Annotated in this window: 20 protein-coding genes and 1 tRNA gene; 15 read left to right on the forward strand and 6 right to left on the reverse strand. The window is 67.2% G+C overall.

Features of this window, described 5'->3' with window-relative positions; all coding sequences use genetic code 11:
- Positions 1-20 precede the first annotated feature (20 nt).
- From FHU38_RS18220 to FHU38_RS18240, 5 genes are all read right to left on the reverse strand, one after another.
- Positions 21-2,177, reverse strand: a complete 2,157-nt coding sequence (locus tag FHU38_RS18220) for a hypothetical protein (RefSeq protein WP_167173044.1) — start codon at positions 2,175-2,177, stop codon at positions 21-23.
- A gap of 72 nt (positions 2,178-2,249) precedes the next feature.
- A complete protein-coding gene (ettA, locus tag FHU38_RS18225; protein WP_167173046.1) occupies positions 2,250-3,926 on the reverse strand; it encodes an energy-dependent translational throttle protein EttA in 1,677 nt (558 codons plus the stop codon).
- 111 nt (positions 3,927-4,037) lie between these two features.
- On the reverse strand, positions 4,038-4,502 hold the full coding sequence (locus tag FHU38_RS18230) for a single-stranded DNA-binding protein (protein ID WP_167173049.1): 465 nt from the start codon (positions 4,500-4,502) through the stop codon (positions 4,038-4,040).
- Between the two features lie 175 nt (positions 4,503-4,677).
- Positions 4,678-6,645 carry a cytochrome c oxidase assembly protein gene (locus tag FHU38_RS18235; protein ID WP_167176247.1) on the reverse strand — a complete coding sequence of 656 codons (1,968 nt, stop codon included), beginning with the start codon at positions 6,643-6,645 and terminating at the stop codon, positions 4,678-4,680.
- 89 nt (positions 6,646-6,734) lie between these two features.
- Complete coding sequence (locus FHU38_RS18240) at positions 6,735-7,922, reverse strand: MFS transporter (RefSeq protein ID WP_167176249.1); 1,188 nt, start codon at positions 7,920-7,922, stop codon at positions 6,735-6,737.
- Positions 7,923-8,018: 96 nt separating this feature from the next.
- Between FHU38_RS18240 and FHU38_RS18245 the strand changes: the two genes are divergently transcribed.
- The 9 genes from FHU38_RS18245 to FHU38_RS18285 all read left to right on the forward strand — a co-directional run bounded on the left by FHU38_RS18245 (position 8,019) and on the right by FHU38_RS18285 (position 17,205).
- Positions 8,019-9,101, forward strand: coding sequence for a LacI family DNA-binding transcriptional regulator (locus FHU38_RS18245; protein ID WP_167173051.1), 1,083 nt, complete (start codon positions 8,019-8,021; stop codon positions 9,099-9,101).
- A 190-nt stretch (positions 9,102-9,291) separates the two neighbouring features.
- Complete coding sequence (locus FHU38_RS18250) at positions 9,292-9,693, forward strand: peptidase inhibitor family I36 protein (RefSeq protein WP_167176251.1); 402 nt, start codon at positions 9,292-9,294, stop codon at positions 9,691-9,693.
- Between the two features lie 20 nt (positions 9,694-9,713).
- On the forward strand, positions 9,714-9,857 hold the full coding sequence (locus FHU38_RS18255; protein ID WP_167173053.1) for a hypothetical protein: 144 nt from the start codon (positions 9,714-9,716) through the stop codon (positions 9,855-9,857).
- Positions 9,858-10,076: 219 nt separating this feature from the next.
- Positions 10,077-10,153: transfer RNA gene (locus FHU38_RS18260), tRNA-Arg, on the forward strand.
- Between the two features lie 79 nt (positions 10,154-10,232).
- Positions 10,233-10,451 carry a hypothetical protein gene (locus FHU38_RS18265; protein WP_167173055.1) on the forward strand — a complete coding sequence of 73 codons (219 nt, stop codon included), beginning with the start codon at positions 10,233-10,235 and terminating at the stop codon, positions 10,449-10,451.
- A 544-nt stretch (positions 10,452-10,995) separates the two neighbouring features.
- The gene (locus tag FHU38_RS27510; protein ID WP_243852294.1) at positions 10,996-11,187 is read left to right on the forward strand and encodes a hypothetical protein; all 192 of its coding nucleotides are present in this window, start codon (positions 10,996-10,998) and stop codon (positions 11,185-11,187) included.
- A gap of 721 nt (positions 11,188-11,908) precedes the next feature.
- The gene (locus FHU38_RS18275; RefSeq protein ID WP_167173057.1) at positions 11,909-13,204 is read left to right on the forward strand and encodes an ATP-grasp domain-containing protein; all 1,296 of its coding nucleotides are present in this window, start codon (positions 11,909-11,911) and stop codon (positions 13,202-13,204) included.
- Positions 13,205-15,229 (forward strand): CocE/NonD family hydrolase, encoded by a 2,025-nt coding sequence (locus FHU38_RS18280; RefSeq protein ID WP_167173059.1) that lies wholly within the window; start codon positions 13,205-13,207, stop codon positions 15,227-15,229.
- 470 nt (positions 15,230-15,699) lie between these two features.
- Positions 15,700-17,205: a SulP family inorganic anion transporter gene (locus FHU38_RS18285; RefSeq protein ID WP_167176253.1), complete on the forward strand. Its 1,506-nt coding sequence runs from the start codon at positions 15,700-15,702 to the stop codon at positions 17,203-17,205.
- Between the two features lie 30 nt (positions 17,206-17,235).
- Here FHU38_RS18285 and FHU38_RS18290 read toward each other — a convergent pair whose 3' ends face one another.
- Positions 17,236-17,625, reverse strand: a complete 390-nt coding sequence (locus tag FHU38_RS18290) for a RidA family protein (protein WP_167173061.1) — start codon at positions 17,623-17,625, stop codon at positions 17,236-17,238.
- A 96-nt stretch (positions 17,626-17,721) separates the two neighbouring features.
- Here FHU38_RS18290 and FHU38_RS18295 point away from each other — a divergent pair, with 96 nt between their 5' ends.
- The 6 genes from FHU38_RS18295 (at position 17,722) to FHU38_RS18315 (ending at position 22,829) form a co-directional block, all read left to right on the forward strand.
- Positions 17,722-18,075 carry a winged helix-turn-helix transcriptional regulator gene (locus FHU38_RS18295; protein ID WP_390623304.1) on the forward strand — a complete coding sequence of 118 codons (354 nt, stop codon included), beginning with the start codon at positions 17,722-17,724 and terminating at the stop codon, positions 18,073-18,075.
- 154 nt (positions 18,076-18,229) lie between these two features.
- A complete protein-coding gene (locus FHU38_RS27800; RefSeq protein ID WP_279590186.1) occupies positions 18,230-18,616 on the forward strand; it encodes a LysE family translocator in 387 nt (128 codons plus the stop codon).
- A complete protein-coding gene (locus tag FHU38_RS27805; RefSeq protein ID WP_279590187.1) occupies positions 18,616-18,879 on the forward strand; it encodes a LysE family translocator in 264 nt (87 codons plus the stop codon). Before FHU38_RS27800 ends, FHU38_RS27805 begins: the two co-directional genes overlap by 1 nt.
- A 206-nt stretch (positions 18,880-19,085) precedes the next feature.
- A complete protein-coding gene (locus FHU38_RS18305; RefSeq protein WP_167173063.1) occupies positions 19,086-19,268 on the forward strand; it encodes a hypothetical protein in 183 nt (60 codons plus the stop codon).
- 305 nt (positions 19,269-19,573) lie between these two features.
- Entirely contained in the window at positions 19,574-21,364 is a 1,791-nt protein-coding gene (locus tag FHU38_RS18310) for an acyclic terpene utilization AtuA family protein (RefSeq protein ID WP_167173066.1), read from the forward strand.
- Complete coding sequence (locus FHU38_RS18315) at positions 21,351-22,829, forward strand: CoA transferase (RefSeq protein ID WP_167173068.1); 1,479 nt, start codon at positions 21,351-21,353, stop codon at positions 22,827-22,829. Before FHU38_RS18310 ends, FHU38_RS18315 begins: the two co-directional genes overlap by 14 nt.
- Positions 22,830-22,944 lie beyond the last annotated feature (115 nt).

A 22,944-nucleotide genomic window follows, 5' to 3' on the forward strand; every position in this document is an offset into this window, starting at 1 on the left:
AGCCTCGGCGCCGGACGCCGTTACTCGTTGCGGTGCTTGCCATTCACGCGAGGTCGTTGGCCGGTCGCGCTTTGTTGACCTGTTTCGCCTTGTTCCACACCGAGCTTCTTCACCAAAGCGGCAGCGCTGGAGGTGCCTGCCTGGTGCTCGGCGAGCGCTCTGGCAAGCAGTTCGGCCAGGCCCGCATCCGGCGGCGGTTCGTCCGCAGGCACCCGGGGTTCCTCCACCGGCTCGGGGCGATCGTGGTTGCCCCCCACGCCTTCGGGCCGACCGGAATCGGAACGGGAGTGCGATGGGGTGGGCTCGTCGGAGCTGAGATCCTCCAGCGGCGCCAAGGACGGCGGCAGTTTCAGTCGAGGCAACCAGTTGTAGCCATCGGACGGCGCCGAACCCGCGGGCGGCAGCGGGCAGGTCTCGTCGGCGGCGGGCATCTCCTGCCTCGCTCCCGGTGAGAACTCTTCTTGCGCGGCAGGACTCACGCCTGCGGCCGCTGGCTGATCCGGTTCCTCGCCGTCGGCCGCCGCCCTGCGCCTGCCGCCGGTACCACCGGGTGAGATACCGAGCCGATCCAGCACCGACTTCGCCGCGACCGAGCCGTGCTCGGAGTCGTGCCGCTTACGCCGGGAGTTGAAGGCTGGTTGGGCGTTGTCCCAGGTCGGTTGCCGCCACCCGGTGCCGGGCTCAAGCTCCTGGCGCTCCCGCTCCTGGCTACCGCGCTTCGGTCCCGGATCGGGATCGGAGGCAGGTTGTGGCGCCTGCGCCGACGCGGCCTCGTACTGCGGTGAGGCACTCTCGCTTGCCTGTGCCTCCTGTGCCATGCGCAACATGGGCAACACGACTTTGCGCTTGCGATCCGGCTTGCCGTACTCCGCGGGCGTGGCCGCCTGCCCGCGGCTTGCGTGCGCGACCTCCGGCTGCTCGCCGTCACCCTGCGCCCGCTGTGGCCGGCCACTCGTCGACCGGCTCTGCTGTGGCGTGGTCGGCGCGGCGGGCGGCCGCGGCGGCTTGCCCGCGGAACCCCGCGCCGCAGCGGCGACAACTTCCGCGAGATCCACGGGTGCCTGCTCGCCGGAGCCGAACTCACCTGTCAACGCACCCCTGGCCTGGCTGCGGGTCCTGGCATGCAGGTGTTCCGACGCGCGGGCGCGGTACAGGCACTGGATCGCTTCCGTTGCCTGGCCGATGCGCTCCTCGACGTTGGCCAACTCCAGCCACAGCCGTGCGGTCAGCGCATGTAGCCCGTGCCGGTCCACGTTGTGCACGGCATGCCGCAGGATGCGTGCCGCCGTCTCGGCCGAGCCGTTGGCCAGGTGTACCCGTGTGGCGACGGCCAACCGGAGCCAACCCACCGGTGCCACGCTCGCCGCCCGCTCGGGTGCGGCGACGAGAGGTTCGGCGATCTCCAGGGCGAGTTCACCGTCACCCCTGTCGAGTAGCGCGCACGCCAGTTCCAGCACCAGGCGGGAACGAGCGAGCCCGCCATCGGCGCCCGCGTCCGCAAGGTTGTCCAGGAAGCCGATTCCGGTGCGCGCGGCATCGGCGGCCCCGACGAGGTCACCGTGCCTGCGCCGGTGTGCCGAGATACCGACTCGCATCATGGCTCTTGCCACCAACCTGGTGTCCGCGTCCATGGTGTCGTCCGCGGATATGAGCCGGTCGCCTTCCATGAGTATCCGGTCGAGCTCTGCCTTGCGGCCCAGGGTGCCGAGACAGCCCACAAGGTGACACAGTGCCGCCGCGCGCTGCGCTGCCGAAAGCCCACTCACGGTCAGCACCGGACGGAGCACGGCGAGGCCGGTCAGCGGCGCTCCGACACTGCGGGCACACACCGCCAGATCGGTCCTGAGCTGGGCGGCCATCGACTGCTGCCCGGCGTCCTCCGCGGCGCGTAAAGCGGCGACAGCCCTGGCCACCGTTGACGCACGGTGACCCAAGCTGACTCTCGCACGCACGACGAGTGTTTCCGCGCGAATCCACAGCTCGTTCCAGCCCGCTGACTCGGCGATCGAGGCGGCACGCTCACCGAGCACCAACGCGAGTTCGGGAGCACGCACCTGCAGCAGAGTCGCTTGCCGGACAAGCTGCTCGACCGCGGTGGTCGCCCCGTCTTCACCCTCGCTGACAGCGGGATGGCGACCGTTGGCCGCCTTTCGGCTGGTGTGCTCAGTGGCTCTCACGGGGACTCCGCTCAACGGTTGCTCCGGGTGTTCGCTCAGTGCTGGGGACGCTGGACGTTCACACCGCTGTTGTCAATCGCGGGTCAGCTTGCGATGCGTCACCCGGTGCGGCCGAGCGGCTTCCTGCCCCAACCGGTCGATCTTGTTCTTCTCGTAGCCCTCGAAGTTGCCCTCGAACCAGAACCATTTCGCCGGGTTCTCGTCATCTCCCTCCCAGGCGAGGATGTGTGTCGCCACGCGGTCGAGGAACCAGCGGTCGTGCGAGATCACCACAGCACAGCCAGGGAACTGTTCCAAGGCGTTCTCCAGCGAACCCAGCGTCTCGACGTCCAGGTCGTTGGTCGGCTCGTCCAGCAGGATCAGGTTCCCACCGATTTTCAGGGTCAGGGCGAGATTGAGGCGGTTACGTTCACCACCGGACAGCACTCCAGCGGGTTTCTGCTGATCCGGTCCCTTGAAGCCGAACGCACTGACGTACGCCCGCGAGGGCATCTCGACCTGGCCGACGTGGATGTAGTCGAGCCCGTCGGAGACGACCTCCCACACGTTCTTATTCGGGTCGATACCGGCCCGCTGCTGGTCCACATAGGACAGCTTCACTGTCTCGCCGATCCGCACGCTTCCCGAATCCGGCTCCTCGAGCCCCACGATCGTCTTGAAAAGCGTCGTCTTGCCCACCCCGTTGGGGCCGATCACACCGACGATGCCGTTGCGCGGAAGTGTGAATGTCAGGTCATCGATCAACAATCGGTCGTCGAAGCCCTTACGCAGGTGCTCGACCTCCACCACGACATTGCCCAGTCGCGGCCCTGGCGGAATCTGGATCTCTTCGAAATCCAGCTTCTTGTTCCGCTCCGCCTCCGCGGCCATCTGCTCGTAGCGATCCAGACGGGAACGAGACTTCGTCTGCCTCGCCTTAGCGTTCGACCGCACCCATTCCAGCTCGCTCTGCAACCGCTTGGCGAGTTTGGCGTCCTTCTTGCCCTGCACCTCGAGTCGTTCGCGCTTCTTCTCCAGGTACGTCGAGTAGTTCCCCTCGTACCCGACGACGCGACCGCGGTCAAGTTCCATGATCCACTGCGCGACGTTGTCGAGGAAGTACCTGTCGTGCGTCACCGCGAGCACGGCACCCGGGTAGTTCGCAAGGAACTGCTCCAGCCACAGCACACTTTCCGCGTCGAGGTGGTTGGTCGGCTCATCGAGCAGCAACAGGTCGGGCTTCGACAACAGCAGCTTGCACAGGGCGACGCGGCGGCGCTCGCCACCGGACAGGTGTACTACCTGCTCGTCGCCCGGCGGGCAGCGCAGCGCGTCCATCGCTTGCTCGAGCTGCGAATCCAGTTCCCAGGCGTCCGCGTGGTCGAGCTCCTCCTGCAGCTTGCCCATTTCGTCCATGAGCTGGTCGCTGTAGTCGGTGGCAAGCTGTTCCGCGATCTGGTTGAAGCGATCGAGTTTGACCTTGATATCGCCGAGCCCTTCCTCGACGTTGCCGCGCACGGTCTTCTCCTCGTTCAGCGGCGGTTCTTGGAGGAGGATGCCCACGCTGGCCCCCGGCTGCAGGAAGGCCTCGCCGTTGCTCGGTTGGTCGAGCCCCGCCATGATCTTGAGAACGGTGGACTTGCCCGCACCGTTCGGTCCCACCACGCCGATCTTCGCACCGGGGTAGAACGCGGTGCTGACGTCGTCGAGGATCACCTTGTCCCCGACGGTCTTGCGCACCTTCTTCATGGTGTAGATGAACTCGGCCATACAACGATCGTAGAGCGAGCCTGCTGGCTCCTTGACGCCGGTCACCGTCCCGGCACCGACCGTAGGCCGTTCTCCCGCTTCGTGTTCGGGCATATACGCAACGCGACGTGCTCATGCCGCCGTCACCCGCTGCCCGTTTCCGGTCGGGTCGCCGCCGGTGGGCCCGAGTTCGCCCGGCCCGTCACACGATGGTGACCCCGATCGGGTGTCCGGACTGCCGCGCCGGACACTGGCATCGCATCTGGCGAGGTTGGGTCCGATCGCCAGCGCTTCAAGCTCGGGAATCGACCGAGGCTGCCCATCGGCCTCGTACCGATTCGTGTAGAGGCGCCCATTGACGATCACTGGGTCACCTTTCGACAGCGAGGCGGCCACGGTGCCCGCGATACGTCGCCAGCAGGTCACCCTGATCGAGAAGTGCCGCCCATCGGTCCAGCTGCCGTTCTCCTTGTCGAACCTTCGCTCGCTGCTGCGCAGCCAGAAACTGACCACCTCGTCGCCGCTGGCCAGCGTCTTGCGGTTCAGTTCACTGCACACGTTTCCGACAACGGTCAGGTGCGTCTCGCCGATCGCCACAGCCCTCATCCCTTCGTTCGCCCAGGTGTTTCGCAAGCTCACCTCAGCCTGCACCGTGGAGGACGTGCGGAACGCGAGGACGAGAAATCTGTGGACAACTTGCCCGCAGTTGAACAACCAGGCCCGTAGCCGCCCGCGGCGGCAGAAGCTGTCGTGGTGATGTGCTAGCGAACCGTCACCGACGTGGCTCGCCCTGCTCGGACAGCCGCTTCAGCATGGCGTTGTACGCGGCGAGGTCCTGACCGCCGGTGGCGTCCTCGCGGCGGTCACGCCGCCGTGCCTCCCGCTCGTCGGCTCTGGCCCACTGCATCAGCAGCGCCACCATCACGATGACGACAGGCAGCTCCCCCGAAGCCCACGTGATACCGCCGCCCAATTGCTGGTCGGCAAGCAGATCACCCACCCAGGGAAGATCGAGCCCCCGATAGAAGGTCTCGCCGATCACCGTCTGCATATTCATCAAGGTCACGCCGAAGAACGCGTGGAACGGGATCGCCGCGAAAACCAGGCCCAGCTTGCCCAGCGGCGGCAACCTGCGTGGCGCCGGGTCGACCCCGATGGCCGGCCAGAAGAAGACGTATCCGGCCAGGAGGAAGTGGGCGTTCATCGCCAGGTGAGCCCAGTGGTAGTTCAAGGCGGTGTCGAACAGTCCCGAGTAGTACAGGCCGTAGAACGAACCGACGAACAGGAACAACGCCACGATCGGGTTGGTGAGCACTCTCGCCAGCGGCGAATGGACCGCAGCGAGCAGCCACTCGCGAGGCCCTGGGGGCGCGTCCCTGCCCGCCGCGGGCAACGCGCGCAACGCGAGAGTCACCGGCCCACCCAACACGAGCAGCACCGGCACGAACATGGACAGCAGCATGTGGTTGACCATGTGCACGCTGAACATCGCGGGCGCGTAGCGTCCGATGCCGGACGAGGTCGCCAACAGCAGCAGCGCGTTGCCTGCCAGCCACGCCGCCGTGCGACCCGCCGGCCAGCTGTCCCCTCGGCTGCGCAACCGCCGCACGCCCGCCAGGTAGAGCACGGCGAGCACGATGGCTGCGGTGCCGTAGACCAGGTCGAACCGCCAGTCGGTAAGCAGCCGCACGAAGGTGGGCGGGCCGTGCAGGTCGTAGCCGATGAGCAGTTCGGTCGTGGAGGGCTGAGCGTAGATCTCAGCGGGCGGTGGCGTGCGGGACAGGGCGGTGGCGAGGCCGATCGTCACGAACATCACGAGCACCTCGACGGCGGCCAGCCGCACGAACTGCCCCTTGGCACCGGAGTCGGTCAACCGCCGCAGTGCGCGCTTGCGATGCTGGTGGCCGAACACGCCCAGCACCGCGAGCGCGACCACCTTGCCGAGCACGAGCAGACCGTATTCGGTGCGCAGCAACTGGTCCGGAGCCACCCGCACGAGTGCGTTCACCACGCCGGATGCCGCCAGCGCCGCCCAACTGACGAGCGCGATCTTCGAGAACCGACCCGCCGCGAGCGACAGCTGGTCACCGCCGCGCCGCGCGTGTGCCAGCAGTGCGATCAGCCCGCCCACCCACACCGCGGCGCCGATGAGGTGGTAGAGCAGGCTGTTGGTCGCCACGTCGTGCGAGCCGCCGCTGGCGGAATGCCCGGTCGCCGCGATCGGGATGATGCCGCCGACCGAGACGAAGAACAGCGCGGCCGTCCAACCCCAGGACAACACCAGGCGGCAGCCCAGCGCGAGCAACATCGCGATCAACGCGGTGATCAGCCACGCCTTCGGTTGCTCGATCGCCTCGACGTAGTTGAGCAGCACCTGCGGGTTCAGTACCTCCATGACCGGCCTGCCCGCACCGTCGGCCGCAGTGAAGAACACCGAGGCCATGGCCAGAACGAACCACACCCAGGCTGCCGAGCCCGCGGTCCGCAGTGCGGCATAGCCGTCCACGGCCAAGGTGCCCGACCGCTGCGGGGGAACCAGGAAGGCGGCGAGCAGCAGTGACCCGATGGTCACCGCCGCGGCGATGTCGGCGCCGACACGCACCACCACGATGCCGTACCTGGTGACATCGCCGGGATCGGTCAACCCCGCGACGGCGTAGCTCAGCCCTCCCGTGAGGGCGACCAGGCCGACAGCGACCACGGTCGCCAACAACACGCCGACGGCTAGCAGCGGCGCCATGGCCGCGCGGCGGCGAGTGGCGACGGCCGGTGCGGGTTCGGCTGCGGTGGACACGGGTACGAGGGTAGGCCGACCTCGCGAAGTCCCGGTCAGCGGACCAGGTCGGCGGCACGCGGCTGTTCCCGCGCGAGCTGTCGCGTGGCGGCGACCGCGGCGGGAGCGATCAGGGCAGCGATGACGCCGACGGCCACGAATGATATCGACAGCGAAGTCAACTGGGCGATACCGCCGATCATGGGAGGGCCCGTGAGGAACCCGGTATAGGCGATGGCGGTGACGAACGCCACCTCTCGTTCTCCACCACTGCCGTCCGACCGCTTTCCCGCTTCACCCGCGAGCCCGAGCGCGATCGGGAAACATCCGGCGAGACCAACGCCCGCGAGCAAGAAGCCGACATAGCTCACCGGAGGGATACCGACGGCGGCCGCCGTCACAAGCCCGAAGCCGGCCAGTGCGGCACCACTGACGAGCACCCGCACCGGGCCAAATCGTGCCTGCGCCCACGAGCCCGCGAGCCGGGCGACCGCCATCGACAGTGTGAAACCGGCGAACGCGAGCGCGGCGAGGCCCTCTCCTGAGCCTTGCTCGGTGGCGAGCAGCAGCGCGGACCAGTCTGAGCTGGCACCTTCGGCGATCGCCGAGCACAGTGCGATAGCGGCGAGCCACCACAGGGTGGGGCGGCGGGCTGGACTGACGCGGCCGGTAGCTGCTGTCGATACCCCTTTCACCTCGCGAGTCCTGCCAGGCAGCCACCGGACGACGGCCATGAGCAGCACACCACCTGCGACGGCGGCCGCCGTGAAATGCCAGGTGGGTGACCAACTCGCGGCGGCGGCCAGTGCTGCCGTACCGGAACCGGCGAGCGCACCGAGGCTGAACCCGGCGTGGAACAGCGGCATGATCGGCCTGCCCTCCCCGCGCTCCACGACGACACCGGCCATGTTCATGGCCACGTCGAGCGCTCCCGACGTCATGCCCAGCCCGAGCAATGCGATGCCGAACCAGGCGAGGGACGGTGCCGAACCCAGCAGCGGAAGAACGCCACAGACGGCGAGACCGGAGACGGCGATGACGGCCCGACTGCCGAAGCGCTCGACGAGTCGACCGGACATCGCCGCCGCGAGCAACATGCCGACGCTGCCTGCCAGCAGGGCAAGGCCGAACCGACCCGGTCCGGCGTCGATCTGCTCCGCGAGCGCGGGGGTGCGCGGTGCCCAGCTGCCCAGCGTCGCTCCGTTGAACGCGAAGATCAGCACAACCGACAACCGTCGCGCCACCTCGACACCCCCCTTACCCGGCAGCATGCCTTGGCCCAGCGTGTCTTAAGCGCTTCAGACACGCAAGCGAATACGCGTGTCGACTAGGCTTCGCGCGTGGCAACCACGCGGCGAAAGCAGCCGACTCTGGACGACGTCGCGCAGGCCGTTGGCGTGTCCAGGGCCACGGTCTCCAACGCATACAACCGACCGGACCAACTTTCGGCCGAGTTGCGAAGTGAGGTGCTGCGGGCGGCCAGCAGGCTCGGCTACCCCGGTCCCGACCCGGTGGCGCGCAGTCTCGCGACCAAACGAGCCGATGCCATCGCCTTCATGTTGGACACGGGTCTTTCCGCCGCGTTCTCCGATCCGGCCCTGTCGATCACGCTCGACGCGCTTGCCGCCGTGGTGGACGCCGAGGGGCACGCACTACTCCTGTTGCCCGGCGGAGACCACGGGGGGCCGCGTGCGCAGCGGGTGCTGTCGGCACAGGCAGACCTGGCTGTGGCGTACTCCCTGGCGGACGGCGCGCCCGCACTGCGAGCCGTCCGGGCTCGAGGGCTGCCGCTGGTGGTGATCGACCAGCCGGTGGTTTCGGGGTCGGCGCGGGTGGACGTCGACGACACCGGTGGCGCCATGGCGGCAGCACGGCATCTGGTGGAACTGGGGCACCGCCAGGTCGGCGTACTTTCGGCCCAGTGCCTGTCCGAGCCGAGGAACGGCCCGCTTTCGATCGCCGAGGCCATGGATAGCCGCTTTCGCGACAACCGCGATCGCCTGGCCGGATACCTCGAGATCCTGGCATCCGCGGGTGTGCCCGGCAAAGCGGTGCCCGTGTGGGAGACCTCAGGAACCTCGCGTGAGCAGGCGTTCCATGCGACGGTCGAGTTGCTGCGGTCGCGGCCTCGGCTGACCGCGCTGCTGTGCATGTCTGACGAACTCGCACTCGCGGCACTCTCGGCCGCCCGGCACCTCGGGTTGCGCGTTCCGCAGGACCTGTCGGTGGTCGGTTTCGACGACACCCCACCCGCGAGGTGGGCGGAACCTCCGCTGACGACGGTGCGGCAGGATCTGGTGCGCAAGGGCACGTTGGCGGGCGAGCTGGCGTTGCGGTTGCTGGCCGGACGTAAACCGCCGAAGCCACTCACCCTGGCCACGGAACTCGTGGTGCGGGAATCCACCGCGCCTCCACCCCGTTAGCATTTCACACCTCGACGCACAAGCCTCCCCGGTATTCTTGTGGATAACTGCCACTCGAACGAGTTGCGCGCGTCTACTTATCCACAGTCGCGCAAATTTCCGGTGACCCCAGCCTCGACCATTCGGCATTGTTGACTCAACTTCCCAACCCGAACGAATCCGTTCCTGACCCGACAGGAGATTCGACATGATGCACGGTTACCTCGCGTTCCTACGAACCTGGCTGCCCGGCGTTCTGGTGCTGACGACGCTGCTGCTGTCCGGGTCGACGGCCGCGAACGCGGTGCAACCACCGAATCCGTCGCCATCGGCAGCACACTCCTGCCAGAAAGGAGAGTTCTGTAGCTGGCCTGAAGCGGACTACGGCGGAGCCATCACACGCTTCGACTTGCGTAACACAAATCCAGAGGAATGCGTGCCATTTCCCGACGGTTTCGAAGCGAACGCGTTCGCCAACCGGATCGATCGGCACGTGACCGTATATCAGGATCGAGAATGCTCCACCGAGGCCGACTTCAGCACCTATCCCGGGCCCGAGACGTTCGTGCCACGAAGTCCCTACATCGTGCGAGCGATCCAGATATGGAACTAACTGACATCGCAGGAGTCTCGATGACACCCGCCGTGGAGCGCGCCATGTTGCCGAGGGGCGGCACGGCCACCGCCACACCGCGCATCGGCGGACACGTCAGGTGCTGGACGCGCGGCTGCCGCGAATGGGGAACGGTGAGCGGCCGCGTGCTCCGGGGGCCGTGACTGGCACACGGCCCTGGCCGCGGGCATACCCTCGACCGCCGTATGCCCGCGGCCTCCGTGGCCAAGAACCGGCGTCTGGTGTGGCATTGCTCACCTGCAGCGACGCTGACGTCACCAGTATGGGTGAGGGGTGAAACGAATGGCCGGTCTCGGACGATCAGATCGACAGTGGTGGCTAAGCTGGAGTTACGTGGCGTGACCAGCAACGACCGCCACTGGGCCCTCGTAGCTCAGCTGGATAGAGCAAGAGCCTTCTAATCTCTAGGTCGCAGGTTCGAGTCCTGCCGGGGGCACCACGAGGATGGGACCAGGTTGGTCGCCCGTTGCGGCGACTCCTGGCCCCCTTCGCATTGTTGTGCTGCTCCCGTCGTTGCCGTGCCGGGACGACGGGCACTGACCTACGACGAGGTGCGGTCCCTGTTTGACGCCGCCGACGATCGTGCCGAGCAGATTCGCCGCCGTGGCTGGAAGGGTGCTCCGGCGGCGCTGCGGGATGCGGCCCGGCTGGATCTGGCGGACTTTCGCTGCAATGCGCCCGAAGTGCAGGCAATTCGGGTCGGTGCTGGCTCGCAACGGCAAGGCATCACGCGGTAGCCCACCGAAACGACGGACGATGCTGACAGTGCCGGAGTTCGACTGGATCGTCGACGTGCTGCGCCAGTGGGCCAGGAGGTGCGGCCCCTGCTGAGGCCCGAGCTGGCATCCCGCGTTGTGGATCCCGCGTTGTGGATCACTGAACGGCGCGGTCGGATCTCAACCAACCGCCTCAACACCAGGTACACCCGCACGCGAGGAGGGCGGAGCGTCGACCCCTTCGCTGAGCAGGGTACGACGCCACGACGGTGGCGCAGATCGCCGAGCGCGCCGGTCACCAGAAGCACGCTTTTCCGTCACTACTCCGACAAGTGCGAGGTCTCGGTAGCCGGACAGGAGACGCTGAGCCAGCTGCTGGCCGAGGGGATCACTGAGGCGCCCGTAGGTGCTAGCCCGCTCGAGGCGGTCGCCGCCGGTCGAACGCGCGTCGAGTGAAATGGGGGCCACTGAACCGGGAGCTGGGACCCCGCCTCAAGGCAGCCGTGGCGGCCAGCACCGAGCTACAGGGGCGGACGCTCTGAAGAGCGTCGGTCTCGCGGCCGCGATGACAACCGTCCTCATCGCCCGCGGCGTGCCCGACTCGGTGGCACATCTCGCAGCCGAACTGGGGGTCCTCGCGTTCAAGCGTGGCTACGCGCAGTGGCGCGAAGGTGATCGTGATGATGGCGGAGGGCTCGCGCAGCGTGCACTTGCTGCCCTGAACGACCTGCGCGCGGCAACGACGTCGCTGGGTTGATCGCCCCCCGACTCGTCGCCGACTCAGGTCGGCGAATACCTCGCCCTTCGAATACCGCTACACCACCAGTTATTAGGGCTCGTCCGTGCCTGCTGGGGCATCCACGAACGCGATTGAACCATTCCCGACCGAGCAGCCCGCGGTGAAGTGCCTGTATCTCGTGACCCGCAACCTGGACCCCACCGGCACAGGCCGCGCCGGATGGATGTTGTCGGTTCCGCGGAATACTGATGGTTACGCGCGGATTCAAGTGCTTGTCGCAACACTCCTGATCATGAAGTGCGTAGTGATGGCGAGGCGCGGGCATAAGCGCGGGTTTGAGTTGCAGTCGGAGTACTGCCTCCGCCCCGTTCACGACCGGCTCAACCACCGGCCCCGCATGGGCCTCGACTGACGCACACCACACACCGTGTTCCACACCGCAATGGCATCCTCATGACCGGTACCGTTGCGATGATCACTCGAATCCGCCGAGATTCCAACAGCCTGCCCGCTCGACACGACTGCGGTGAACCCGCCGATCGCGCGGCAGCCGTGGTTCGCGTGTGGGAGCGCACAGAGGGTGACCGCCTCTGCTCGACATGTGAGATCCTGCCAGCGTTGCGTGACACTGAGACTCCAGTGACGTTTGTGGCTACCTGGTTCGTGGGTACGCCCGATCGAACGACAACAAAGGACGCATGGCGTCGTAGTCGCCGTGCGCGGTGGGAGGTGTGGGCCGGTGAGCCAGATCGACGTTTTCGTGCTGGGTCTCGACGAGGCGAATCGTCGCACACTCGGCGATGTTCCCGGTTCTGTGCGTTATCGGTTCCATCCATTGCTCAGCCCGGAGGAGCTGCAGCACGGTCAGATCTCCGTTCCCGATCTCCTTGCCAAGGCACAGGAGGAGTTGGACAGCTTCGAGGGCGACATCGGCGCCATAGTGGGCTACTGGGATTTCCCGGTCACCACGATGATCCCGTTGCTGTGCAAGCGCTACGGCCTGCCGAGCGCGACACTGGAAGCGGTAGTGAAGTGTGAGCACAAGTACTGGAGCAGGCTCGAACAGGCCAGTGTCATCGACGATCACCCCAGATTCGGACTGGTCGATCTGGACGACCCCGCTCCTCCTGCCGGACTGAGCTACCCGATGTGGTTGAAACCGGTGAAATCGTTCTCCTCGGAGTTGGCGTTCCGTGTGGACAACGACGCCGACTTCATCGAGTCGGTGAAGCGAATCCGAGCGGGAATCGAACGGGTCGGTAGGCCGTTCGAGTACGTCCTCGAACGACTTGACCTCCCATCCGAGGTCGCGGCGGCCGGTGGCCAGGCATGCCTCGCCGAGGAGGCCATGTCGGGCGCGCAGGCGGCAACCGAGGGCTACGTTTACGACGGCGAGGTCACCGTGTACGGCACGCTCGACTCGTTGAACTACCCCGGCAACTCGTCGTCGTTCCTGCGCCACCAGTATCCCTCGCAACTACCCGGACCGATGGTGCGGCGCATGGAGGACATCTCGGGCCGAGTCATCAGCCAGATCGGACTGGACAACTCGACCTTCAGCATCGAGTTCTTCTGCGACAAGGAAACTGGCGAGGTCAACGTGCTGGAGATCAATCCTCGGCACTCCCAGTCACATGCCGAGCTGTTCGAGTATGTCGACGGTGTGCCAAACCATCACCTGATGATCAGTTTGGGACTGGGTGAGGACCCCGACCTGCCCAGCAGGAAGGGGCCGTACGAACTTGCCGCGAAGTGGTACTACCGCAGGTTCCGAGACGGCGTCGTGCGGCGGGTACCAGAAAGGGCCGAGATCGACCAGGTGCAGGCCGAGATTCCGGGCGTGGTGATCGACGTCATCCCCGTCGCCGGCGGGCGATTATCCGAACTGGACGGACAGGACAGCTACAGCTACGAGCTGGCACACGTCTACGTCGGGGCGGACAGCGAGCCGGAGCTGGAGCGCAAGTACGAGCAGGCGGTCCGGATGCTGCGTTTCGAGTTCGATAATGACGACGAGGAGGAGGCCGGACGCTGAATGCGCACGGTTGACTCGCTGCCTTACGACATCATCGAGGAGGAGAACGTCTGGATCCCGGTGTCCGACGGCACCCGGCTCGCCGCGCGGATCTGGCGTCCTGTCGCATCCGACCACGATCGCTTCCCCGCGGTCGTGGAGTACATTCCCTACCGCAAGCGGGACTTCACTGCGGTTCGCGACTCCATTCACCATCCTTACCTGGCAGGCCATGGCTACTGCTGTGTCAGGGTGGACCTGCGAGGCACCGGGGAGTCGGAGAGTGCGCTCACCGACGAATATCTGGAGCGGGAGCAACTCGACGCCGAGGACGTCCTGGGGTGGGCGGCGAGCGCACCGTGGTGCACCGGCAAGGTCGGGATGATGGGCATCTCGTGGGGTGCCTTCAGTGCGCTGCAGGTGGCGGCGCGACGACCGGCCAGTCTGTACGCCATAGTCATCGCCTCGTTCACCGACGATCGCTACGCCGATGACATGCACTACATGGGTGGCTGCCTGCTGTCGGACAATCTCGCCGAAGCGGGAACGATGTTCGCGCACAGCACGCTTCCGCCGGACCCGGCGCTGGTAGGCGAGCGGTGGCGGCAGATGTGGCTGGAGCGGCTGGAAAACGCGAGACCGTGGGTCACCGAATGGCTGCGTCACCAGTACCGCGACGACTACTGGCGGCACGCTTCGGTCTGCGAGAACTACGGCGACGTGCGCTGCCCCGTGCTCGCCTCGAGTGGGTGGGCGGACGGATACTCCAATGCCGTCATGCGGCTACTGCGGCAGCTGGACGTGCCGCGCAAGGGGCTGGTGGGCCCGTGGTCACACAAGTTCCCGCACCTGGGGGAGCCGGGGCCCGCCATCGGCTATCTGCAGGAAGTGGTGCGCTGGTGGGATCACTGGCTCAAGGACATCGACAACGGCGTGCTCGACGGACCGATGCTGTACGCCTGGATGCAGGACAGCGTGCCGCCGTCGACGTCGTACGAGCAGCGGCCAGGACGCTGGGTGGGGGAACCATCCTGGCCGTCGCCCCACATCCGGCCCCTTCGGTTTCCGTTGGACCGTCACCGGCTGGCCGCTCCGGGCGACCGCGTTGCCGAGCGGGAACTGCGGATCAGCTCGCCGCTTTCCGTCGGGCAGTTCGCCGGGAAGTGGGCCTCCTACAACGCGCCGCCTGACCTGCCCTTCGACCAACGGGAGGAGGACGGCGGCTCACTGGTGTTCGAAACCGACCCACTGCCGCAGGCCTGCGAGATCCTCGGTGCCCCCGTTGTGGACCTGGACGTCTCGGCGGATCAACCGATCGCGATGATCGCGGCGCGGCTATCCGACGTCGCGCCCGACGGCAAAGCGACGCGGGTCAGTTACGGGTTGCTCAACCTCACGCATCGGGGCGGCCATGAGCGGCCGGAGTACCTGGAACCAGGCGAGCGGTACCTGGTGTCGATCGAACTCAACGCCGTAGCCCAGGTCTTCCCGTCGGGACACCGTATCCGGCTTTCGCTTTCCACGTCGTACTGGCCGCTGGCGTGGCCGCCTCCGGCACCGGTTCTGCTGTCCGTCCATACCGGATCCAGCGAGCTGACGCTTCCGGTGCGCCCGGTACGGGAACCGGACGATGCCCCGCGAAATCCCTTCGGTGAGGCCGAAGGGGCGACGCCAATCTCCACAACGCGGGTGCGGCCGGGGCGACACCGCTGGGATGTCACCCGCGACCTGGACCGTTCGGTGTCGGCGTTGGAGGTCGAAAAGGATTCGGGAACCGTACGCTACGACGCGATCGGGCTGGAGGTTTCCCGCGCCGCTCACGAGCGCTACACGAGCGCGGCGGACGACTTCCAATCGGTTCGTGGCGAGACAACATGGACTGTTGACTTCGTTCGGGGTGAGTGGCAGGCACGCACCGTCACCCACACCACGTTGTCCTGTACCGAGACCGAGTTCGTCGTCGACGCGCGGATCGATGCCTACGATAGCTCGGGAAGGCTGTTCTCCCGCAACTGGCACGATGTGATTCCGCGAGACCACGTCTGACCCTGCCGCAGCGCTGCACTCCCCCGCTCTTCCTAGTCCTGGGTGGTGTCGCCGTACGCGCACTTCGGGTCGACACCACCCCGACGCCGAAGCAGGTCGCCGCGAAGCGTCGCCGCGAAGCCCTGAAACCGCATGTCGTGGAACGGCCCGGTGTCCGGGGCTGCCGGGCCTTCCACTACCGGCCCGGTGGCTGCGGCCTGCTACGTCGCGACGGTAGTTCCGTCGCCGGCGCGGTGCGCGGCGGGCGGCACCTTCTCGCTTCCCGTACCGATCACCGAAGGTCGTAGCGTGCTCGGCTTACCTGCCTGCGATCCGGTGTCCGTGGCCACGGCCGGCACACCGTAGCTGGTCCTAGATCACATTCCGGGCGACACTAACGTTGCGTGAAGGTACGGTCGAGGCACACGGTGCGGGCCTCGTCGGAGCGGCTCCTTGCTGTCCTCTTGCCCTCCTTCGCTCGAAAGAAGCTGATGTCGCTGCCTGCTGTCTCGCGCCCGAAAACCCGACGAGTGCTACCCGGTCGTCCCGCGTGGCTCTCCCCGCGCGTGCTGCGTACCGAGACGCTTTCCGGCTTGGTCGTCGCGCTCGCGCTCATCCCCGAGGCGGTGTCGTTCTCCATCATCGCGGGCGTCGACCCACGCATCGGGCTGTTCGCCTCGTTCACGATGGCTGTCACCATCGCCGTCACCGGCGGCCGACCTGCCATGATCTCCGCGGCCACCGGCGCCATCGCGCTCGTGCTCGCACCGCTGGTTCGCGATCACGGCGTTGAATACCTGCTCGCCGCCGTCGTCGTAGGCGGCATCCTGCAGGTGCTGCTGGCCGTGGCCGGGGTGGCCCGGCTCATGCGGTTCCTGCCCCGCAGCGTCATGGTCGGCTTCGTCAACGCCCTGGCCGTCCTCATCTTCCTGGCCCAGCTGCCCTACCTCATCGACGTACCGTGGCCGGTCTACCCGCTACTCGCCGCTGGTCTCGTGGTCATGATCGGGCTCCCGAGACTCACCAAGGCCGTCCCCGCACCGCTGGTGGCGATCGTGGTGCTCACCACCTTCACCGTCGCCGCCGGAATCGCCGTGCCGACCGTCGGCGACGAGGGCGAGTTGCCCAGCAGCCTGCCCGTGCTCGGGGTCCCTTCGGTGCCGCTGACCCTCGAAACCCTGACGATCATCACTCCCTACGCACTGGCCATGGCTCTGGTCGGGCTCATGGAGTCACTGATGACCGCCAAACTCGTCGACGACATCACCGACACCCACTCCGACAAGACCCGCGAGTCCTGGGGACAAGGCATAGCCAACATCGTCACCGGCTTCTTCGGCGGCATGGGCGGCTGCGCCATGATCGGCCAAACCATGATCAACGTGAAGTCCGGCGCGCGTACCCGCGCCTCCACCTTCCTCGCCGGAGTGTTCCTGCTCGTCCTCGTCGTCGCCCTCGGCGAGATCGTCGCGAGGATCCCCATGGCCGCCCTCGTCGGCGTCATGATCATGGTCGCAGCCGGCACGTTCGACTGGCACAGCATCCGCCCACGCACGCTACGCCGAATGCCCAGGAGCGAGACTGCCGTGATGCTGTCCACAGTGGCCGTTACCGTGGCCACCCACAACCTCGCCATCGGCGTGATCGTCGGCGTGCTGGTCGCCATGGTGCTCTTCGCCCGCCGCGTCGCCCACCTCGTCACCGTCGACAGCGTGCTCGACCCCGACGGCAGCACCAAGATCTACCACGTCACCGGCCAGCTGTTCTTCGCCTCCAGCAACGACCTCGTATTCCAGTTCGACTACGCGGGCGACCCACCCAACGTCATCATCGACCTGTCCGACGCCCACATCTGGGACGCCTCCTCCGTCGCCGCACTCGACGCCATCACCACCAAATACGAATCGCGCGGCACCACCGTCACCATCATCGGCATGAACTCCGACAGCCGGCAGCGGCACAACACACTGGCAGGCACCCTCACCGGCTCGCATTGACGTGCTGGCGTCGAATGCGAAAGGCGGCGACTACCCTGCCACCGCGATCGCGTCGATCTCCACCAGCCAGTCGGGTTGCGCCAGCCCGGCCACGCGCAGCAACGTATCGGCCGGGTAGGGCGCGGTGAAGTACTCCTCGCGTAGCCGCACGATCTGGTCCAGGTAGCTCATGTCGGTGACCATGATGGTTACCTTGACAACGTCGTTGAGGCTGCTGCCGCCCTGTTCCAGCACCGCAGCCAGGTTGCGGAACGCCTGGCGTGCCTGGGTTTCGAAATCTCCGACACCGACGGTACGACCGTGCTCGTCGATCCCGGCCTGGCCGGATACGAAGATCAGGCCGTTCGCCTTGATCGCCAGCGAAATGCGGTAGGGCTCGTACCAGTCGGGGTCGTGTTCCACACGTTGCAGCAAGGTCATGGGGAAAGCCTCGACCCTAGCTACGATCAGAACAAGTACGGTCTTTTGCGACCAGTACTATCACACTGGATAGTATCGAGGTCAGGGGAGGCTCACGTGGGCGCCCGTATCGAGGCGTTGGCCGAGGAGTGCATGGTCGAGGCCGCGCTGGAGGTCATCGGTGGCAAGTGGAAGCTGGTAATCCTTCGACATCTGCTGCAGAGCACCATGCGCTTCGGTGAACTCGACAGGGCACTGCCTGGTATCACTCCCCGGATGCTGACCCGGCAACTGCGGGAGCTGGAAGCCGACGGGCTGGTGCGGCGCACCGTGCACCACCAGGTGCCGCCCAAAGTGGAGTATTCGGTCACCGAGATGGGCACGAGCCTGCGCGACATCACCGAGCAACTCGAGCGCTGGGGACACGACTACCGGAAATGGAAAATCGGCCGAGACGACACCGACGGCTGACCGGACTCGCCGTGGCCTCCCGTGCGGACCGGTTGACGCGTCGCGCCACCGGTCGTTGGCTGCTGGCACCCGCCGCGCCGAACGGTCCCGGAACAACCGCGTTCACCGGTAAGTCGGTTGAGCCCGCCTGCCGCGCCCGAGCATGATGCGGCCCATGGAACTGCTTGGCTCGTTGCCCACCTTCGTCGCCGCCGTCGTGCTGATATCCGCCTCACCTGGTCCGGCGATGGCGTTGATCCTGCGGTGTGCGGCGCTGCGGGGGTTCGCGGGCGCGGTACCGACGGTGCTTGGACTGCAGGCCGGTCTCTACCTGTGGGCGCTGCTGGCGGCGGGAGGGCTGGCCGCGCTGGTCGCCGCGTCACAGGTCGCGTTCGTCGTGCTTCGTGTGCTCGGTGCGGGGTTCCTGCTTTATCTCGGCATCAGGATGTGGCGTGAGGCATGGCGCGGCCGCGAGAGCCTTCCGCGACCGGTGTCGGTGCGGAAGTACCCGCCGAAGCCGAAAGGGGCTGGCTCAAGGCGTTCGCCGAGGGTGTCGTGGTGATGCTGGCCAACCCCAAGGCGGCGGCGTTCATGGTGGCCTTCTACCCGCAGTTCGTCCCGGCCGACCGCCCGCTGTTCGCCACCACGGCGGTACTGGCGCTGCTGCAGGTGGCGATCGAGATCGTGCTGTACCTCGGGCTCGCGGCCGCCGTCGGACGGGCGAGCGGCTGGTTCCGGCGGCCCATGGTTCGGCGCAGGCTGGAAGCGGTGAGCGGCACCGTTCTGGTCGCTCTCGGTATCCGCATGGCCGCCGAAGGCCGCTAGCAACCGCAGCGGGAACCATTGGTCGATGCCGGCGAGAAGGCGTCGGATCGCGGGGCCGAGTGCGGCGGCGAGATCGTCGGCCGTGCGCAGGTCGGCCGAGCACGCGTCGGGGAGGAGCCGGGCATCGGGCAGTACCTGTGCTACGCGGTCGGCCAGCGCGGTCGGGTGGCGCCGATCTTATCCCGGGAAACACCAACGTCGGCGCGGTGATCGGCGCCAGTCCGGCGACGTCGCGAAAGGCGCGGTCGCGCCCGATCGCCGCTGCCGCCGCGACGCTCTCCTGGTCCGACCGTGGAATGGCGGCGCGGACCTCGCTCGGCGAAGGCATCCATGAAGCCGATCTCCTCGGCTTTGGCGGCATCATCCTCGATGTCTTCGAGCCGAGTTGATCGAGCAGGGCGACCACGTCCTCGGCGTAGCTCAACCAGGTATGGCAAGCGGAACCAGGCTGTGATGATCAGGTCCACCGCCGTGCAGCAGGACCACGGCAGGGTCCCTCTGCGACCGTGCGGCTTCGCGTCGACAGCGTTTACCTGCCGAGCGAGGTCAGGCAGGGTCCCGCCGAGGTCCGCCCGGCTTGAGCCTACGCAGCGTGTACCCGTTGCTGGTGGGGCGCCAGCCTGGCGGCTTTTTGGCACGCGTTCAATAAGCTAGGGTTGGTCGAGTCCCCCAACACCACGAGGAGGTGGTGACAATGGCCCGCGGGCCCATCCGTGTCGCGAACTTCTCCGGATATCTCGGCGACCGATTCACCGCCGTCGACGAAGCCATTGCGGGTGACCCCGTTGACGTTCTGGTCGGGGACTACCTGGCCGAGATCACCCTCGCCGCGCTGGCGGCGAGGTACCGGCACGACCCGGCCAAGGGTTACGTCGGGTACTTCCTCGACCAGGTACGCCCCCACCTCGCCACGCTGGCCGAACGCGGGATCAAGGTCGTCACCAACGCAGGCGGTTTTCACCCCGCCGGGCTCGCGGCCGCCCTGCGCGAGCTCGCCTCGCGACAGCGGGTACCGCTACGCGTCGCCCACATCGAGGGCGACAACGTACTTCCTGACCTGCCACGCCTGCGAACGGACGGCCACCGGTTCGAGCATCTCGACACTGGGCAACCACTTGACAGTTGGGGTCTGGAGCCGATCGCGGCCAACGCCTACCTTGGCGGCTGGGGCATCGCGGCCGCACTGGCCGACGGCGCCGACATCGTCGTGTGCGGGCGGGTGACCGACGCTTCGCTCGCCGCAGGCGCCGCAGCCTGGTGGCACGGGTGGGGTCGCGGCGACTGGAACGCCATGGCGGGCGCCGTCGCGGCCGGACACATCATCGAGTGCGGCTCACAGGCGGTCGGCGGCAACTTCTCCGGCTTCACCCACATACCCGGCATGACCACCCCCGGCTTCCCCATCGCGGAGATCGCCGCCGACGGCACGAGCGTTATCACCAAACATGCCAGGGACGGCGGCGCCGTCACCGTGGACACGGTCACCGCCCAGCTGGTGTACGAGATCCAGGGCCCGACATACCTCAACCCGGACGTCACGGTTCACCTCGACACGCTGCGGCTCACCGCCCTCGGGCGTGACCGGGTCGGAGTCTGCGGAGTCACCGCAAGCCCTCCCCCGCCTACTACCAAGGTGGCCGCCTTCGCGCAGCTGGGCTTCGGAATCGTGGACACCGTGTTCGTCACCGCGCCGGACGTCAACGACAAGATCGAACTGCTTCGTGCACAGGTGAGCAAGGACCTGCCCGATGGCGTCGACCAGCTGGAGTTCACCCGCCTGGGTACGGCGGCCACGGACCCGGAAAGCCAGTGGGACGCGACCGTGGCGGTGCGCGTCGCAGCGACCGCACGGGAGCAGGAACCGCTCGTGCGACTTGGCCTGGCCCGCAAGCTCGCCAGCCTGTATCTGCAAAGCATTCCCGGCTTCTTCCACGACGCCGACGCGGCACCGGCCACCAAACCCAAGCCACGGATCGACTACTGGCCCGCGCTGCTGCCACAGGCAGCCGTCACACACCGAGCGGTTCTCGACGACGGCCGGGTCGTGCGGATCGATCCGCCCGCCGACACCGCCCTCAGCGAGCAACCCCGGCACCCCGAGCCCGCAGCCGCGCCACCGGCCACCGCCACCCGCAGCGCGCCACTCGGTTCGGTCGCCTACGCACGAAGTGGCGACAAGGGCGGCAACTGCAACGTCGGGGTGTGGGTGCCCGAGCAGCGGGCCTGGCCTTGGCTTCGGCAGGCGCTGTCCACCGAGGAACTGCGCAGGCTACTGCCCGAGGTCAAGGACCTCGACATCGTCCGCCACGAACTACCGACGTTGCGAGCCGTGCACTTCGTGCTTCGCGGTTTGCTCGGTACCGGCGGCTCGGCCAACACCCGCGTCGATCAGGCAGGCAAAGCGGTGGGCGAGTACCTGCGCGCCAAACACCTGCCAATCCCGGAAGAACTGCTGACCTCTCAGGAACACGATGCTGCTCACTGAACGGCTGACCAGCGCGCTCGCCTGTCCAGCCAGCGATGACGCCTTCGACCCGCATGCCGCGCTCACCGACGTACTGGCGGGGTTGGGAATGAGCGCCGCCGACACCGGCGGGACGATCACCTTCACCGGCGCCGACCCCGTCGTACCGAGCACCCTCCGGTTGGGTGGTGCGGCAGCAGTCGCACTCGCCGCGAAATCAGCGGCCGTCGCCAAGCTGTGGCGGCTGCGCGGCGGCTCCGGCCAGGACATCGCCGTCGACCTGCGCGTCGCACCACACCGGCTGTGCCCCTTCTACGACCGCAAATGGGAGTTGCTCAACGGCTACCCGCCCGGCACGCAGGCGAACGCGACGCAGGCGCTCGGCCTGCGGTTCTACCGAACCGCCGACGGCAGGTGGGTAATGCCGCTCAACCCGTACCCCAAGATCAAACTCGCCGCCCAGCGGCTGCTCGGCGTTCCCGAGGACAGCAAGGCCGTTGCCGCCGCGATCGCCAGTTGGCGCGGCCGGGAACTGGAGGAGGCCGCGGTGACGGCTGGCACGGTGCTGCCGATGCTGCGCACCACGGAGGAACTCCTCGCCGAACCGCACTACACCGAGGCACTGGCCGGCATGCCGCTGGTGGAGATCACGAAGATCGGGGAGAGCGACCCCGAGCCGCTCACCTCGGCCACCGATCCGCTGTCCGGGGTAAGGGCGCTTGGCATGGGTCACGTCATCGCGGGCGCGGGCGTGGGCAGGGCACTGGCACTGCACGGCGCCGACGTGCTGAACCTGTGGCGACCGGAGGAACTCGAGCACGACGCCATCTACACCACCGCCAACGTGGGGGTGCGATCGGCGACCATCGACCCGTACCGCGAGGACGGTCACGCGCTGATTCAGCGGCTGCTTTGCGGTGCCGACGTGTTCTATGCCAACCGCCGCCCCGGCTACCTCTCCCGGATCGGACTGTCCGCGGAACAGGCGGCGATGAGCAGGCCCGGCATCATCCACGCCACAGCTTCGCTGAACGGCGAGCGGGGGCCGTGGGCCGATCGCATCGGGTTCGACCAGACGGCGGGCAGCCTCGTCGGGATGATGCACCTGGAAGGTGACGGGGAACGCCCTGGCCTGCCTCCGATCATGGTCGTCAACGACTACATCGTCTCGTGGTTGCTGGCCGCCGGGGTCGTGGAGGCACTCGCGCGCAGAGCGCGGGAAGGCGGCAGCTACCGGGTGCACGTCTCGCTCACCCGTGCGGCGCTGTGGATACTCAGTCTCGGCATTTTCGACAAGGAGTACGCCGAGAACACCGCGGGCCGGGGTGAGGACCATACCTATCTCGACCCGGAGACGTTCAGCGCGCGAACCCCGCTCGGCCATTACCAGGGAGTCACCGAACAGGTGTCCATGTCACGTACCCCCGGGCGATACCCGTTCGTGCTCGTACCTCGAGGCTCCTGCCGTCCGGAGTGGACCGAGTAGCCCGGAAGGGGGAACACCGACACTCCACTACCGTCAGCGTTGCCGCTGCGTTGCCCATGTGCGCCTTGCCCGGTAGCGTCCGGTTACGGGTCGCATGACCCTCCGGCCCAGTCCT

This window comes from Saccharomonospora amisosensis (genome assembly GCF_011761185.1).
GTDB classification, from domain to species: Bacteria; Actinomycetota; Actinomycetes; order Mycobacteriales; family Pseudonocardiaceae; genus Saccharomonospora_A; species Saccharomonospora_A amisosensis.

What these genes read in the sequence shown, in the direction of transcription:
- ettA (WP_167173046.1), bottom strand. Translation starts at nt 3,926, where the DNA reads ATGGCCGAGTTCATCTACACCATGAAGAAGGTGCGCAAGACCGTCGGG.
- FHU38_RS18235 (WP_167176247.1), bottom strand. Translation starts at nt 6,645, where the DNA reads ATGGCGCCGCTGCTAGCCGTCGGCGTGTTGTTGGCGACCGTGGTCGCT.
- FHU38_RS18250 (WP_167176251.1), top strand. Translation starts at nt 9,292, where the DNA reads ATGCACGGTTACCTCGCGTTCCTACGAACCTGGCTGCCCGGCGTTCTG.
- FHU38_RS18255 (WP_167173053.1), top strand. Translation starts at nt 9,714, where the DNA reads ATGACACCCGCCGTGGAGCGCGCCATGTTGCCGAGGGGCGGCACGGCC.
- FHU38_RS27510 (WP_243852294.1), top strand. Translation starts at nt 10,996, where the DNA reads ATGACAACCGTCCTCATCGCCCGCGGCGTGCCCGACTCGGTGGCACAT.
- FHU38_RS18280 (WP_167173059.1), top strand. Translation starts at nt 13,205, where the DNA reads ATGCGCACGGTTGACTCGCTGCCTTACGACATCATCGAGGAGGAGAAC.
- FHU38_RS18285 (WP_167176253.1), top strand. Translation starts at nt 15,700, where the DNA reads ATGTCGCTGCCTGCTGTCTCGCGCCCGAAAACCCGACGAGTGCTACCC.
- FHU38_RS18290 (WP_167173061.1), bottom strand. Translation starts at nt 17,625, where the DNA reads ATGACCTTGCTGCAACGTGTGGAACACGACCCCGACTGGTACGAGCCC.
- FHU38_RS27800 (WP_279590186.1), top strand. Translation starts at nt 18,230, where the DNA reads ATGGAACTGCTTGGCTCGTTGCCCACCTTCGTCGCCGCCGTCGTGCTG.
- FHU38_RS27805 (WP_279590187.1), top strand. Translation starts at nt 18,616, where the DNA reads ATGCTGGCCAACCCCAAGGCGGCGGCGTTCATGGTGGCCTTCTACCCG.
- FHU38_RS18310 (WP_167173066.1), top strand. Translation starts at nt 19,574, where the DNA reads ATGGCCCGCGGGCCCATCCGTGTCGCGAACTTCTCCGGATATCTCGGC.
- FHU38_RS18315 (WP_167173068.1), top strand. Translation starts at nt 21,351, where the DNA reads ATGCTGCTCACTGAACGGCTGACCAGCGCGCTCGCCTGTCCAGCCAGC.